Source organism: Klebsiella sp. MISC125 (assembly GCF_051131775.1).
Taxonomy (GTDB): Bacteria; Pseudomonadota; Gammaproteobacteria; order Enterobacterales; family Enterobacteriaceae; genus Klebsiella.
In genome coordinates this window covers 2,679,049-2,693,985 of the sequence record NZ_CP180448.1, presented here as the reverse complement: position 1 = coordinate 2,693,985, position 14,937 = coordinate 2,679,049, and the positions used below count along the sequence as shown (strand labels likewise).

Here is a 14,937-nt window from a genome sequence, read left to right as displayed (position 1 = left end):
CAGCCCTATAATTGAAAAACAGGTCATAGCGATGAATCAGCTTGAACAGCTAAAGCAGCGGACAACCATTGTTGCCGACAGCGGGGACATTGACAGCATTATGGCTTATCAGCCTGAAGATGCGACCACCAACCCTTCGCTTATCTATAAGGCAGCGCAGCTTCCGCAGTACCAAAAACTGGTGAAGGATGCCGTCGCGGCGGTGAAGTCTCGCCAGAATGGAAAAGCGGTACAGCCTGCGGATATTGCCGATTATCTGGCGGTAAGTATCGGGGTGCTGATCCTGAAAAGCGTTCCGGGACGTATTTCAACCGAAGTGGATGCTCGCCTCTCGTTTGATACTCAGGCCAGCATAGCTAAAGCGCGGGAAATCATTGCGCTGTATGAAGAGAAAGGGATCGGTAAAGATCGGGTTTTAATTAAGCTCGCTGCCACCTGGCAAGGGATCCGCGCGGCAGAAACGCTGGAAAAAGAGGGTATCCAGTGCAACCTGACGCTACTGTTCTCCTTTGCCCAGGCCAGAGCTTGCGCCGATGCCGGGGTTTTCCTGATTTCCCCATTTGTCGGTCGCATCTACGACTGGTACAAGAAAAACAACCCTGATACCACCTTCACCGTCGAGAACGATCCGGGCGTCGAATCGGTACAGAAGATCTATCGCTTCTATAAAATGCACGGTTACCGGACGGTGGTGATGGGGGCCAGCTTCCGCACGCCAGAACAGGTACTGGCGCTTAACGGCTGCGACCGTCTGACCGTTTCCCCGGCACTGCTGGCGCAATTGCAGCAAACTCAGGGGCCGGTACCCGCGCCGTTGACGTATGAAGGTGAGGTTCAGGCGAAGCCCGCCGCAATGAGTGAAGCGGAGTTTTATTGGGCGCATCATCAGGATGCGATGGCGGTGGAGAAGCTCGCCGAAGGTATTCGCCTGTTTGCCGTGGACCAGAACAGCCTTGAGGCGCTACTGAGCCAGTATCTGTAAGTGAGACATCCCGGGTGGCGGCTGACGCCTTACCCGGGCTACCACTATTTTCCCGGAGGCGGCGCTAACGCGCCTGTCCGGGCTACAAGACTGCTCGCGCGGGGGAAACTATTTTTGCGCCAGCTGGCTAAACACCATCTGTAACTCCTCGGGCTTGCGCAGGCCCTGATGCAAATCCAGCACCGTGCCATGGCTATCAATCAATATTGACGTTGGGGTGCCGATAACCTGATAGCGCTCCTGGGTCATTTTGAGCTGGTCGCGCAGCACCGGATAGCTGATGCCATGTTTAGCTAACAGCGGCGCGATATCGACTGATTCCGGGTCGGTATTGACGCCCACCACCACCAGCTTATCCGGCCAGCGCTGGCTGAGCGCTTGTAAGGTATCCATCTCCGCCAGGCAGCCACCGCAGCTTGATGACCAGAAATTGAGATACACCGCCTTGCCCTGCCAGCGCTCTAGGCTGGCCGATTCCCCCTGCAAATCAAACGCCGCCAGCGCGGGTGCCGCCTCGCCGCGCGCCAGCTTTTCCTCTTTGCAGCCGCCGAGCAGCACCAGCAGCAGGACAAGCATCACTTTAGGCATGCGCATGATGATTCACCTCTTCTCCCAGATACTTTCCGTGCTGCAAACGCACGATGCGATCGGCGAACTGCCCCAGCGCCGGGTTGTGGGTCACCATCACAATGGTGCGCCCCTGGCGGTGCAAATCGGTCAGCAGATCCAGTACCCGCTGTTCGTTCTCTTCATCGAGGTTACCGGTTGGCTCATCGGCAAAAATAACCGGTGGCTCGTTAACCAGCGCCCGGGCAATGCAGACGCGCTGCTGCTCACCGCCGGAAAGCTGGCTCGGTAGATGGGTAACACGATGCTCAAGGCCGACCTGAGCCAGCACCGCTCTGGCGGCAGCTTCATCCACCACGCTGTGGTAATGCTGCGCCAGCATGATATTTTCCAGCGCCGTCAGAAACGGGATCAGGTGGAACTGCTGGAACACAAGGCCAATTTTCTGCGCGCGAAAGCGCCTGCGCCCCTCTTCGTCCAGCGCCGCCGCGTCGGTTCCGTCGAGGATCACCTGCCCTTCGCTGGCGGTATCCAGACAGGTGAGAATATTCATCAGCGTCGTTTTACCGGAACCAGACGCCCCCATAATAGCGACAAACTCGCCGCGGGCGATGCGCAGGTTGATATCTTCCAGCGCGGTTACTTCCCCGAACCGCTTATATAAATGACGCGTTTCAATCGCCATCTGACGCAAAGACGTGACGGTCATGGCGTTACTCTCCTTTCAACACTTTCGCAGGTTCGACGCTCACCGCGCGCCGCACCGGAACAATGGCCGCCAGCAGGGCGACCAGTAAAGACAGAATCAGGGTAATCGGCAGCACCGGCAGGCGCAGCGAGATACTGGCGTTAAACACCGTTAATCCCAGCAGCTGCGCCAGCAGATAGCCCAGCACCCAACCGCAAACCACCGCCGCAAAAGTGATAATGCTGGTCTCCAGTAACATCTGGCGGATGATATCGCCGTTGCTGGCCCCCAGCGCTTTTTGCAGGGCAAACTCGCGGGCGCGTTCACCGACAATCGCCATCAGGGTGGTGTTCACGCACAGGGATGAGAGCGCGAGGATAACTATCGATACCAGTCCCATCAGCCCCTTAATTTTCTCCAGCACCTGCCCTTCAGATGCCGATACTTTACGCACTGGACGAATCTCAAGGTCAGGGTATTGCCGCTGTAACTGGCTGGCGTAGCTCTCCACCTGACCGAGGTCATTGCTGACGCTAAGCAGCCCGTGGCTGATAACACCGGGCTTTTGCAGCCATGACTGCGCTACGTCGAGGCTGACAATCAGCATATTGTCGGTCGCGTCCCCGGCTTCAACGATGCCCTTAATCAGCAGTTTCTTGCGCCGACTATGGTCCACCAGCGTCACGCTATCGCCAATATTCAGCGCCAGACGCTGCGCCAGCTTCACGCCAATCATCGCGTTGCGATCGTCAAAGCTAACGCCGATCCAGCTGCCGTTGACCTGCCAGTAGGGCACCAGTTTTTGCAGCGACTCAAACCACACGCCGACCATCACCACTTTTTCCAGCTCGGTGCGCGCGGTACCGTAGAGCCAAGGGCTGGCGCCGTGAATCAGTCCACCCGGTGCGCCGTCAAGAATCGCCTGCAGCTCCGGCTGCGGCATGCTGGTGCCATGGCCCGGACCAATGTAGAAGTTCGCGCCAAAGGTGCGCAACTCCTCGCTCATTTTGCTATTAATGTCGAACCACACGGCGGAAAGCGCCGTGACGATGGTCGCGCCGACCGCCAGCGCGGCAAATACCACGCTGACCCGCTGCATACGCAGCCGCAGCGCCCGCCACACTAATAGCCACAGCATGTCGCGCTTAGCGGCCATACAGCACCTCCACAGGATAAAGACGGGCAATACGCCGCGCCGGGAACCAGGTACCGATTAACGCAATCAGCACCGCAATCACCAGCACGCAGGGCACCACCACCCAGGCAAAATTAAGCGGCGTATCAAACAGCATCAGGCCAATAGCCTTCGCTAACCCCCATCCGGCGATGCAGCCAAATGCTCCACCGGCCAGGCCACCCAGCGCCGCCTCAAGATAGAACAGCAGCAGAATTTGCCACTGCCGCGCGCCCAGCGCTTTCATCAGGCCAATCTCTTTGGCGCGTTCCATAATGGTGCTGGTCATCAATGAGGCGATGCCCATCGCGGCGGCGGCCAGCGCGGCTAAAGTTACCACGCCCATTAACAGCTGAATTTTATCGATAACCACGCCTTCCGAAGCGGCAACCTGCCAGACCGGACGCACTTCCGCCCCGGAAATCGCCTCCTCAAGCTGGTGGGCGATAGACGACACATAGGCGGTGCAGTACCACAGATCGTACTCTTCGGCATTAAGCGCTTCGAGATCCTCTCGCGCCCGACGCGACAGTTCGTTTTCCGGCACCGTCAGCGCCGACACGCGGATCGCCTGTACTTTCCCCGGTAGCCCCAGCAGTTGCTGCACCACGCTAAGCGGCATGACCAGCTGGTTATCTTCATCGCCGCCGCTGGATAAAATACCGCTCACCTGCACGTTTACCACGTTATCCGCGACCTTTAACGCCAGGCGATCGCCGGGCTTCCAGCCGTAGTTTCGCGCCAACGCGTGGCCGACCAGGGTTTGCGGTGTCTCACCGACCGGCTCCTGCGGCCATTCGCCGCTCACCTGCCAGAACGGGCTGACCGTCCGCTGCCCGGTTTCGTATCCCTCCTCATCCGGGATAGCGACCGGCTGGCTGAAAAAGGTTCCCAGCACGCGGATATCATGGCCATCCACGCTCACTTCGCCGCCGAGCATCGGGGCGAAGCCAACAATGTTGTTGCGCCAGAAGATATCTTTGATATTCGGCAGCTCGGATTCATCCAGAAAATCGTCGCTGGCCAACGGGTTGCTTTGCTCGCTAAACAGCGCGGGCAGCGCCGCCTGCCCTGCAGGCTCAATCAGAATGTTAGCGCCGTAGGATTTCAGCTCGCGGGACATCTTGTCGCCGATGTCGATAGAGACTGCCAGCAGCGCCGAGATCAGGCTGGTCGCCAGAAACACGGTCAATACCGCCAGCGCTTTACGCCGCAGATTGCGCCCCCATGACTGGTAGATCATTCGCCACAGCATCGCTACTCCTCCTTCACTGCGTCAGGAACAAACTGCTCTGGCGCATTGCGGAAACGGTCATAGTTCGCTTCTGATGAGAAGAACCAGGTTTTACCGCCATAGCTGTATTTGAAGTCGGCACTGGTATTGGTCAGCGTTGAACCATCCACCGGGTCGGTCACTTTAATTGTCAGGACGGTAGAGAAATAGTTTCCCCCCACGGCCAGCGCCGCGCCGGGTATCGTCAGCTCTTTGTCATCGTTGCGCCAGTCGTCGATCGGCACCGGGTTGCATCCACCGGGTTTGCCAATGGAAGGAATAAAGATGTGCACGCCGCAGGCAACGCAAATCACCTGATTGCCTTCCATCACATAGCCCTGATCGCCGCACAGCAGGCAGGCGTCGAACACCACGCCTAAACGCAGTTTGTCGGGATAGCGGTTAATGATAAAAAAGCGGATCGCTTTGCCGTCATCCGCCACCCAGACGAAGCGATGCAGTTTGCCATCGCGCACCTGTTCAACCGGGATATGCACCAGGCCGTCGGCGGCCAACGTGACCGGCTGCGCCTCGGATAAGCGCGGCGGCTGTGAAGCCACCAGATCCCACCATAGCTGGCCGCCGATAATCGCCAGCGCGCAGCAAATAGTCGTGAGCCACAGCCGGGTTGCTCCACGGCGTTCGGCCAGCGCCAGACGGCGGGAGATTGGCTCTTCCGTCGCTTTTACCTTGCGGTAATAGCGGCGCAGCGCCGGGATCCAGAACAGGCACATTAACAGCAGTACCGCGGCGGCGGCCCAGTTATACATCGCCGCATTGTTAGTCACTTTGGCGACGAAGCTCAGCAGAGGCTTCAGCAGCGGCACCACCTGTAGCTTCATCAACAGCAGCAGCAAATTCCCGCTCAGCGGCAGCCACAACAGGACCATCAGCAGCAGGGTCAGCGGCCAGTAGAACCCGCGCATCCGGCGCAGGAGCATGGCGCAGAGCGCACACGCCAAGCACAAAAGCGCGAACGCCAGCACCAGCGCGGTCAGATTCAGCAGCAGATCGGTATTCAGCACGTGCGTGGAGGTCAGGCCGCCGAGGTTCGGGTCAAGCGCCCAATGGCGGGCCGCACCAAAGGTCAGGATCCATTGCCACAGATAGCGAACCCGCGGCGTTGACCACCAGAAGCTCAGCAAAAATAGCAGTGAAACGAGAATTTCAGCACCAACGAAAAGAAGCTCCAGCGACTGGCTCGGGCGAATAAACAGCCCGGCGAACAGTCCGCCAGCCAGCGCGGTGAGCAGCGTCCAGACCAGCGGGCGCAGTGCAGGAGGGTTGCCGCGGCCCCAGAGTACGGCGGAGAGCAGCGCAATGCAGAAAAAGACCTGTAGCGTCGTGACGAAAAAATAGCTCATGACTTCAACTCAGTACGGCGGATGAAAAATACGCCGCAGGATGACCCGTCGACCATCCTGCGTAATAGCGCTCGCGTTTAATGACGCTTAGTTCAGACCGACATACTTAAACTCATAGCTCACATCAAACGGCTTCCACCAACGACCGACGCCGGTTTCGCTATCGGTATGACGGTGCATCCCGGCTTTTGACGGCGGGTCAATGTGGTAGGTCACTTTGTAGTTACCAACGCCCATCATCTTGATATTCGCACCGTAGTGCGGGCCATCGCTCGCCACCATCGGCATAAAGGTGCCTTCTTGTTTTTCGCCAGTGTCGCTATTGACCAGGGTATAGGCGATGGTCAGATAAGGGATCCATTCACCTGCGCCAAAACCATTTTTACCGCCTTCAACAGCATGAATATCGGCTTCCAGATGGATATCCGATTTCGCTGCCGGCAAACCCATACCGCGCGGTTCCATATCGATCGGCTGCAGGTAAACCGCAGCGATCTCCATCTCATTCATGGTGACAGGTTCACCAGCCGGATACTCTTTAAAGGCCAGCGCCGCAGGTGCGGTGAAAATGCTGGCTACGGTTGCGCTGATAATCAGGGTCTTCTTAATGGTCATCTGACTCATCCTCTCGTCTTAAAATGATTAGGAACTTGTTTTTATGGTCTCACCTGGTGCCTGGCGGCGGCGCATGATCCATAGCGCCACCAGCGCCGCGATCAGCAATACAATCTGCGGCAATAGCGTTTCCACGTAGGGGTAAATCCCCAGCCAGCTGATTTCGGGCATCCCGTTAATCAACGTTGGCTGGAATAGTTTGCCCTCCACCAGTTCCAGTACCCCTTTACCGGCGAAAACAAACGCCATCAGGTACATAAAACCGCCGGTGAACATGAAGAAGGGTTTAAGCGGTAGTCGAACCACCGAGTAGCGCATGATGAGCCAGGCAATGAGCAGTACCACGCAGCCGATAACAAACCCGGCACCGATGGCAAGATGACCCGGCAGCCCCTGGGCATCACCAATCAGGGCGTAGTAGAACAGTACCGTTTCGGCACCTTCGCGGTAGACCGCGAGGAAGCTGGTTAGCCACAGCCCTACCAGCGATCCGCGCGACAGCGAATGGGAGAGTTTGCCCTCAAGCCAGGCTTTCCAGTGGCGGGCTTCGACCTTCGACAGCAGCCAGTAGCTCATAAAGAACAGCATCACCACGGCAATCAGCATGGTGATCCCCTCCAGCAGCTCCCGGCTGGCGCCAGAGTTGGTAAACAGCAGTTGGAAGATAAACGCCGTCGCCACGCTGGCCACCAGCGCGACAATCACCGACTGGCGAATCAGCGGCAGCTTGTCGTGATGGTTGTTTTTAACCAGATAGGCCACGATAGCCGCCACAATCAGCAACGCTTCCAGCCCTTCGCGCACGATGATCATCAGGCTGTAGAGCAGCAGGCTCCATTGGGTCTCTTCGCCCTCGCCCAGCATAGCCACCGCTTTTTGCAGGTCCTGCTCCAGCGCAGCGGCTTCGGCAACCAGCTTTTCCTGCGGCTGGTTGGCCTTCATCAGGCTAACCATGCGGGTAAAGTGCGCTTCAAGGGAGGTTTTAAACGCCGAGTCGCGGGAGCCGATTTTGTTCTCCATTCCGGTGGCTTCGAAACGGTCAAAATAGGTGTCCTGGACATCGAGAATCGCATCCTGCCCTTCCCCGTTCTGATAGCGCACCAGAGCAGCATTGATGCTTTGGTTAATCCCGGCAGCGACGCTCGCCCAATCCGCCCGGGCTCCCGTATCCTCGATCTGTGTGGCGTTGCCTGCGCTAGCCGGAGCGCTTACCGGCTGATCGTCACGGGTGGTTGGCAGACCTGGCAGAATATCTTCCAGATCCTGCAATAACGTGGTGACCTGATACGAAACGTCGTTCAGGCGGTCCGGCTGGGAGGTCAGGGTAATCAGCGCGGTAAACTGCTGGTTGATGGCGGCGGCCTCTTTCGCCGAGCGATTCTGACGTACCGAGGTTTCCATTTCGGAGTTTTTGAAGCCTTGATAGTGCGCCTGCTGCACCTGCTGGCTGGCCTGCGCATAGTTACCGGCCTGATACTCCGTCACCGCCTGCGCCAGCATATCGTCAATAATGCGGAAGCTATCCTGCCAGTGCAGCGCAATGTCATCGCGCGACAGCGCGGTATGCTGCTCTTCCGCCACCAGCCGATGCCCGCCGTCCAGTATCGGCTCCACCTCACGCAGCGCCTGCTTCAGCCCGTCGATCCGCGCCTGAACTTCGCTCTGCGGTTTGCCCTCGCCGATCATGCGCCGGATCTCACCGAAGGTACTCTCCATTTCGTAGCTTTTCCGCGCCGAAATGTTAATGCGGATTGGCCCTTCGAGGTTTTCAAACACTTCAAAGTAGGCCATTTGCACCTCGCGGCGCGCTTCGGTATTTTTTTGCTGCTGATAAAATTCGGCTGTCTTATCAAGACGTTGCTCGATATCCTCGATATACGGCGCATAGTGGGTCTGCGCCATCGCGCACGCGCTGCCGAACACGAGGCTAAACAACATCAGCAGCAGGAAAGAACGAGGAACAGCCATGACGCATCCCATTAGAGTTAATGATAATGATTATCGTTGTCATTTTTACTCGTAATGTACATGACCTGGATCATGAAAATGTCAAACTGTGACAATTTGTGTAAAATGTTGCAAAGAACTAAATATTTATAACTCTGGGTTATTAGGCGGGCATAGAGGCTTTCCTATCGCGGAATAACGGAATCAGATGCATAAAAAAACCGGTGCTGTATTCACACCGGTTGTTTGAGGGATATTTTGCGGGATTTATTTTTAACGATTTAATATTTCAGGGTTTTGCTGTAGCCGCTGAAGAAACTTACCGTATCCCTGCTCACCCGCCCAGTAATTAATACTCTTCTCGACGCCGGTTGAAGTCAGGGTCGCGCCGCTAATTCCATCCACCGTATAGTCATCATGCTGGCCGGGATTATTCTGAATAACCTTTAGCACCGGCTGGCCGTTATTATCGCGTATTTTCTTGCCTGGCCATTGGCTACGCCAGTCCGGGTCTTCGACTCTTGCACCCAGCAGCGGCGTTTCATTCTGCTGGTAATACAACAGGTCTTTTACCGTTCGGCCATCGGTCTCAAGGGCGATTAAGGCATACATCATCGACTTCGCGCCTTTGCCGTAAACCGGAAGTATAACTTGCTGAATTTCATTATTATTATCTCGAACAACGTAAACCTCACCCAGCGAACAGCGCTGGCGGATTTGCGCCGGATCGCGTGACGCAGCCAGTTCGACACAGCGTTTTTTCACGTTGCTCTCTGCTCCCATAGCCAACAACTGACCGTTATCAAGATTTACCTGACGCACCGCCACGCGTTGTTGATAGAGCGATTTCAGCGCCTGCGGATCGCGTTGCCCATTACGCGTTAAACCAGCAACCTGGAGAACCGCGGCTTCTGTTTCCGCGTTTTCGGGTACGGCAAAATTGTCTTTGGACAGTAAAAACCAGGCGGCAACAATTGCAAAAATAAGAATACAAAAAACCATCAAAACTAAAACAATAATTTTACCTTTACGCATGCGCTCATCTTTCCCATCAGTTGGCATCTGTAATATAGAGTGCAACCATTCCCATTCTTTTGTCTAGCCCTCCAGACAATACGCATTTGCTTGATTTGATATTTCGTGACAATCAAAATTATGCTTAAAAATATTAACCCTATTTTTTACATATATAAAAATAATCTTTCTTGCAGGCAATTTATTAGAAAAACTAATAGTCATAAAACTCGTTGCATGCCGGGCACCTGAGAAATGTAAAAAAACGCCTGACCTCTGGTTTTCTTTAAGATTAATCTTATAATCGACAGATAAAAACAACCCACCTGCAACCGTCACCTTGGGATAAGAGACAACTATGTCCAGACCTACGGCGCTGTACGTTCCACATGTTTTAAGCGCAGCGGATATCGCCCCCGAAGAGCGCTATAAGAGATTGTCGCAGAACATTAACTGCTACGGTATTGAAGTAGTTAACAACCGGCGGCCGGAAGAGATTATTGCCACTCATAAAACTATCTCCGGCGTTAACGGAGATTATTGTAGTGCGATGGGTTCAAAAAACGAAACGATATTCGACCCGCACCAGACAACGGAATCTTCGATTTATATTTCACTGATCGTTCAGGGCAACCAAATCATTCGCGGTCGTAAAGAGTCCGCCAGCTCACAGGTGAATCAGGGAACGTTAATTGTTCACCAACGCAACGACTATTATCATTATCAATGTAATGATGTAAAACAGCTCTACGTTATTCCCCGCAGCGATAAAATAAACGAAGTATTCAGTGGGAAATTAAACAGCCCAATGATCTCTTTAGAAAATCATCATCTGGCAGGATTTTTGAAATCACATATGCAGTTACTGGATGCGCAGTCTGCCATTCTGTCAACAAAAGAGACGGCAACCGTCGTTGATGGATTGCATAATATGGCTTTAATCATGCTTGCCGATGTCGCTAAAGAGAGAGGCTTATTTTCCCCAGGCAAGCTAAGCCATCTATTTAATGGCGCTAAGTCTTTCATTATGCAGAACTATCATCAACAGAGCTTATCACCAGATATGCTGACGCAAACGCTACGCTGCTCGCGCGCCAGTCTCGACAGAGCCTTTAATGAACAGAATACATCGGTGATGGCATTAATCAGAGACATACGTTTAGAGGCTGCGCGAGAGATGCTGGAAAATAACCTGCAGCTTCGAATTGAGCAGATTTCCTGGGTTTGCGGTTTTGTCAGCCATCCATTATTTGGCAAGCAGTTCCGCGAAAAATATCACGTATCACCGAAAGTCTGGCGAGACAATTATAATAAGGCGAGTTAACTCGCCTCTCGATATCAAAATTATCGCTGGCGGAAAGGCCGAAAGCGTTTGGCCCGGCGCTCTTTAATATAGCTTAGCAAGCTATATACCGATATTCCCAGCAGTAAAATAGCGATGGTCATCAGAAAAAATGCACTGATATTCATTGTTGCGCTCTCTTTTATATCCCTATCATGTTCGACAGGTAAGATTTATTATGAGATTTTAATAATAATGATTCTTAACAGCACAACCAGACTTCCGGGCCTCAATTCTGTTCTCTGCCCCTCAGCAACTCTCTTTACATACCAGGCTCAAACCTTGATCTTCTCCGACGTACAGAGCAGCATGGAAGCGCAAACATCATAAAACAACAATACCGCAACCCAAAAACAGGAGAAAATCAGTGCAGACAGGACATCGCTTCCAGGCTACGGACCTGCATCAATTTGTTAAAACGCTGTTCACTCATATGGGCAGTACTCCCACCGAAGCCTCCCTCGTTGCCGACCATCTGATTGCCGCTAACCTTGCCGGTCATGATTCCCACGGCGTAGGCATGATCCCAAGCTATGTACGTTCCCACGCGCTGGGTTGTCTTCAGCTCAACCGCCATGCCAGCGTGATGAAGGATGCAGGCGCGGTCGTCACCCTTGATGGTAACGGTGGGTTCGGTCAGGTAGTGGCTCATGAAGCCATGCAGATGGGCATCGAAAAAGCGAAACAGCACGGCATGGCTGCCGTCGCACTGCGTAACGCGCACCACATAGGCCGCATCGGCTACTGGGCAGAACAGTGCGCCGCCGCCGGAATGATCTCTATTCACTTCGTGAACGTTGTCGGCAACATTATGGTCGCGCCGTTCCGTGGCAAAGACAGCCGCTTCGGTACCAACCCGCTGTGCGTGGTGTTCCCGCGCGAAGGCCATCCCCCGCTGTTGCTGGATTACGCCACCAGCGCTATCGCCTTTGGTAAGACCCGCGTCGCATGGCACAAAGGCGTTCCGGTACCGCCCGGTTCATTGATAGACGCTCAGGGCGTTCCCACCACCGACCCGGCGGTTATGCAGACCTCGCCGCTCGGCGCGCTGTTGACCTTTGCCGAGCATAAAGGCTACGCGCTGGCGACGTTGTGTGAAGTGATCGGCGGCGCGGTATCCGGTGGCAAAACCTCGCATAAGGAGAATCTACAAGCCAGCGTAGACGCTATTTTCAACTGTATGACCACCATCATTCTCAGCCCGGAAGCATTCGACGCGCCAGATATGCAGCGTGAGACCGAGGCGTTTATCGACTGGTGCAAACAGTCACCGCATGATGAAAATACACCGATTCTGGCACCGGGCGAGTGGGAAGAAGCCAACCGTCAGGAACGTCTGGCGCAGGGTATTCCACTGGATGCCGGGAGCTGGCAGGCGATTTGCGCCGCCGCCGAGGAAGTCGGGTTACCCGCAGAGACTCTCGCGCAGCTACGGCTTAAGCTGGCCTGACCCGTCCCTTCATGACGCCCAACCAGGCGTCATGTCATCGTCATTAGTGTCGACATCATCATCACCCTCGCCTGCCCAGCCCTCTATTCCCTATGAAATCATAACGTTAAGTTTTGGCACAGTGTATGCATAACGCTCCCGTCCTCTGCCGATGCGCTGGCAGAGGACGCCCTGACAAAGGCGGGCCGGGCCCGGTCTGTCCGTTGTTGTTTATTCTCTGTTAACAGGTCTGTTACTGATGAAAAAAATCACGAGCGTTTGCCCTTACTGCGGGGCCGGTTGCAAACTTAAGCTGGTCGTCGATAACAATAAAATTATCCGCGCCGAAGCGGCCGATGGTGTGACTAACCAAAATCAGCTATGCCTCAAAGGCTACTACGGCTGGGACTTCCTCAACGATACGCAACTGCTGACGCCACGCCTGCAACAACCGATGATTCGCTACCAGAAAGGCGGTAAATTCACCCCGGTCAGCTGGGATGAAGCTATCCGCTATACGGCGAAAAAACTGCGTGAAATAAAAGAAAAACATGGTCCGCGCGCCATTATGACCACCGGCTCATCCCGTGGTACCGGCAATGAAACCAACTATGTGATGCAAAAGTTCGCCCGCGGAGTGCTCAACACCAATAACGTTGACTGCTGCGCCCGCGTCTGCCACGGCCCGTCGGTGGCCGGTCTTCAGTTGGCGCTCGGCAACGGCGCGATGAGCAACTCAATTAGCGATATTGAAAACTCAAAATGCCTGCTGGTATTTGGCTATAACTGCGCCGATTCCCACCCTATCGTTGCCCGTCGGGTGATTAAAGCGCGCGAAAACGGCGCGAAAATCATCGTCTGCGACCCGCGCCGTATCGAAACCGCCCGCATCGCCGACCGCCACCTCCAGCTCAACAATGGCAGTAATATGGCGCTGGTTAACGCCTTCGCCCACGTGCTGTTGGAAGAGAATCTGTATAACCATGATTATGTCGAGCGTTATACCGAAGGACTAGACGCCTATCGTGAAATGGTCAAAGACTACTCTCCCGAGGCTGTCGAAGAGATAGTCGGCGTTTCGGCGCTTGAGATTCGCCAGGCAATGCGCATGTTTGCCGCCGCACCTTCTGCCACCATTATGTGGGGCATGGGCGTGACCCAGTTTGGTCAGGCGGTGGATGTGGTCAGAGGGCTGGCGAGCCTCGCGCTGTTAACCGGCAACCTCGGACGCGCTAACGTCGGCGTGGGACCTGTGCGCGGGCAAAACAACGTCCAGGGCGCCTGTGATATGGGCGTGTTACCGAATATGTTCCCTGGCTATCAGGATGTCACCGATGCCGATGCCCGCGCTAAATTCGCCAAAGCCTGGGGTATTGATCCCGCGCTGATGGACGACAAAGTTGGGACCCGCATCACCGAGGTGCCGCATAAAGCGCTGACCGGCGAGATCAAAGCCTACTACATCATGGGCGAAGACCCGCTACAGACCGAGGCCGATCTGGGCCTGGTGCGCAAAGGTATCGAAGCGCTCGATTTTGTGGTGGTGCAGGATATCTTTATGACCAAAACTGCAGAAATCGCTGATGTGCTGCTGCCCGCCACCTCCTGGGGCGAACATGGCGGCGTCTTTACCTGCGCCGACCGCGGTTTTCAGCGCTTCGAACAGGCGATTATTGCCACCGGTAACGTTAAGCGCGACTGGGAAATCATCAGTCTGTTGGCCAGCGAAATGGGCTACCCGATGCATTACGACAATAACCAGCAGATCTGGGACGAAATGCGCGAACTGTGCCCGCTGTTCTATGGCGTCACTTATGAAAAAATGGGCGATATGAACCACGTACAGTGGCCTTGCCCAACGCTGGATCACCCCGGCACGCCGTGGCTGTATAAGGGCAATCAGTTCGATACGCCAACCGGAAAGGGTCAGCTGTTTGCCGCACCGTGGCGAGCGCCCGCGGAGATACCGGATGCAGAGTATCCGCTGGTGCTGTGCACCGTACGCGAGGTCGGGCATTACTCCTGCCGTTCGATGACCGGTAACTGTGCGGCGTTGCAGTCGCTCGCCGATGAACCGGGCCGGGTGCAAATCAACCGCGCCGACGCACAGCGTCTGGGGATTGCCGATCAACAGCTGGTGTGGGTCAGTTCCCGACGCGGCAAGGTAATTACCCGCGCCGACATCAGCGACCGCATTAATCTCGGGGCCGTGTATATGACCTATCAGTGGTGGGTGGGCGCCTGTAATGAATTAACTCAGGACAATCTCGACCCAATCTCGAAGACGCCGGAAACCAAATATTGTGCGGTGAAGGTGGAAGCGATTGAGGATCAGCGCTGGGCCGAGCAGTACGCCTGGACAAGCTACAGCGAGATGAAAGCCCGCCTGAAAGCGGCGGTTAACGTGTAAAACGGTGCAGGGAGAAGTACGCATCTCCCTGCGTATTTCGCCCTGGTGCCGGGCGGCGGCTAACGCCTTGCCCGGCCTACGGGATCGCAGACGGCTAAGGACGTGTAGCCCGGACAGGTGCGCAGCAACGCC

13 protein-coding genes are annotated in these 14,937 nt (G+C 55.2%); 4 read left to right on the top strand and 9 right to left on the bottom strand.

Going from position 1 to position 14,937, the window contains the following annotated elements:
* The first annotated feature begins 31 nt into the window (after positions 1–31).
* Positions 32–982: a transaldolase gene (gene tal, locus ACMYSL_RS12775; RefSeq protein WP_434663273.1), complete on the top strand. Its 951-nt coding sequence runs from the start codon at positions 32–34 to the stop codon at positions 980–982.
* 108 nt (positions 983–1,090) lie between these two features.
* Here the strand turns inward: tal and ACMYSL_RS12770 are convergent, their stop codons facing one another.
* The 8 genes from ACMYSL_RS12770 to nqrC all read right to left on the bottom strand — a co-directional run bounded on the left by ACMYSL_RS12770 (position 1,091) and on the right by nqrC (position 9,645).
* A complete protein-coding gene (locus ACMYSL_RS12770) occupies positions 1,091–1,576 on the bottom strand; it encodes a TlpA family protein disulfide reductase (protein WP_434663270.1) in 486 nt (161 codons plus the stop codon).
* Entirely contained in the window at positions 1,563–2,258 is a 696-nt protein-coding gene (locus ACMYSL_RS12765) for an ABC transporter ATP-binding protein (protein ID WP_064176584.1), read from the bottom strand. The genes ACMYSL_RS12770 and ACMYSL_RS12765 overlap by 14 nt, the downstream gene beginning before the upstream one ends.
* Positions 2,259–2,262: 4 nt before the next feature.
* Positions 2,263–3,393 (bottom strand): ABC transporter permease, encoded by a 1,131-nt coding sequence (locus tag ACMYSL_RS12760; RefSeq protein ID WP_304259659.1) that lies wholly within the window; start codon positions 3,391–3,393, stop codon positions 2,263–2,265.
* On the bottom strand, positions 3,383–4,666 hold the full coding sequence (locus ACMYSL_RS12755) for an ABC transporter permease (protein ID WP_304259661.1): 1,284 nt from the start codon (positions 4,664–4,666) through the stop codon (positions 3,383–3,385). Before ACMYSL_RS12755 ends, ACMYSL_RS12760 begins: the two co-directional genes overlap by 11 nt.
* Positions 4,667–4,668: 2 nt before the next feature.
* Entirely contained in the window at positions 4,669–6,048 is a 1,380-nt protein-coding gene (locus ACMYSL_RS12750; protein ID WP_434663266.1) for a Fe-S-containing protein, read from the bottom strand.
* Positions 6,049–6,135: 87 nt separating this feature from the next.
* The gene (locus ACMYSL_RS12745) at positions 6,136–6,663 is read right to left on the bottom strand and encodes an iron transporter (protein ID WP_064176588.1); all 528 of its coding nucleotides are present in this window, start codon (positions 6,661–6,663) and stop codon (positions 6,136–6,138) included.
* Positions 6,664–6,690: 27 nt separating this feature from the next.
* The gene (locus ACMYSL_RS12740; protein WP_434663263.1) at positions 6,691–8,631 is read right to left on the bottom strand and encodes an FTR1 family iron permease; all 1,941 of its coding nucleotides are present in this window, start codon (positions 8,629–8,631) and stop codon (positions 6,691–6,693) included.
* Positions 8,632–8,883: 252 nt separating this feature from the next.
* Positions 8,884–9,645: an NADH:ubiquinone reductase (Na(+)-transporting) subunit C gene (gene nqrC, locus ACMYSL_RS12735; RefSeq protein ID WP_434663260.1), complete on the bottom strand. Its 762-nt coding sequence runs from the start codon at positions 9,643–9,645 to the stop codon at positions 8,884–8,886.
* Between the two features lie 415 nt (positions 9,646–10,060).
* On the opposite strand from nqrC, the gene ACMYSL_RS12730 reads away from it, so the two are divergent.
* On the top strand, positions 10,061–10,948 hold the full coding sequence (locus ACMYSL_RS12730; RefSeq protein ID WP_434663257.1) for a helix-turn-helix domain-containing protein: 888 nt from the start codon (positions 10,061–10,063) through the stop codon (positions 10,946–10,948).
* A 20-nt stretch (positions 10,949–10,968) separates the two neighbouring features.
* On the opposite strand, the gene ACMYSL_RS12725 is transcribed toward ACMYSL_RS12730, so the two are convergent.
* The gene (locus ACMYSL_RS12725; protein ID WP_142670573.1) at positions 10,969–11,070 is read right to left on the bottom strand and encodes a small membrane protein; all 102 of its coding nucleotides are present in this window, start codon (positions 11,068–11,070) and stop codon (positions 10,969–10,971) included.
* Positions 11,071–11,333: 263 nt separating this feature from the next.
* On the opposite strand from ACMYSL_RS12725, the gene ACMYSL_RS12720 reads away from it, so the two are divergent.
* Positions 11,334–12,416 (top strand): malate/lactate/ureidoglycolate dehydrogenase, encoded by a 1,083-nt coding sequence (locus ACMYSL_RS12720; protein WP_110277284.1) that lies wholly within the window; start codon positions 11,334–11,336, stop codon positions 12,414–12,416.
* A gap of 238 nt (positions 12,417–12,654) precedes the next feature.
* Positions 12,655–14,805 carry a formate dehydrogenase subunit alpha gene (fdhF, locus tag ACMYSL_RS12715; protein ID WP_182239295.1) on the top strand — a complete coding sequence of 717 codons (2,151 nt, stop codon included), beginning with the start codon at positions 12,655–12,657 and terminating at the stop codon, positions 14,803–14,805.
* Positions 14,806–14,937 lie beyond the last annotated feature (132 nt).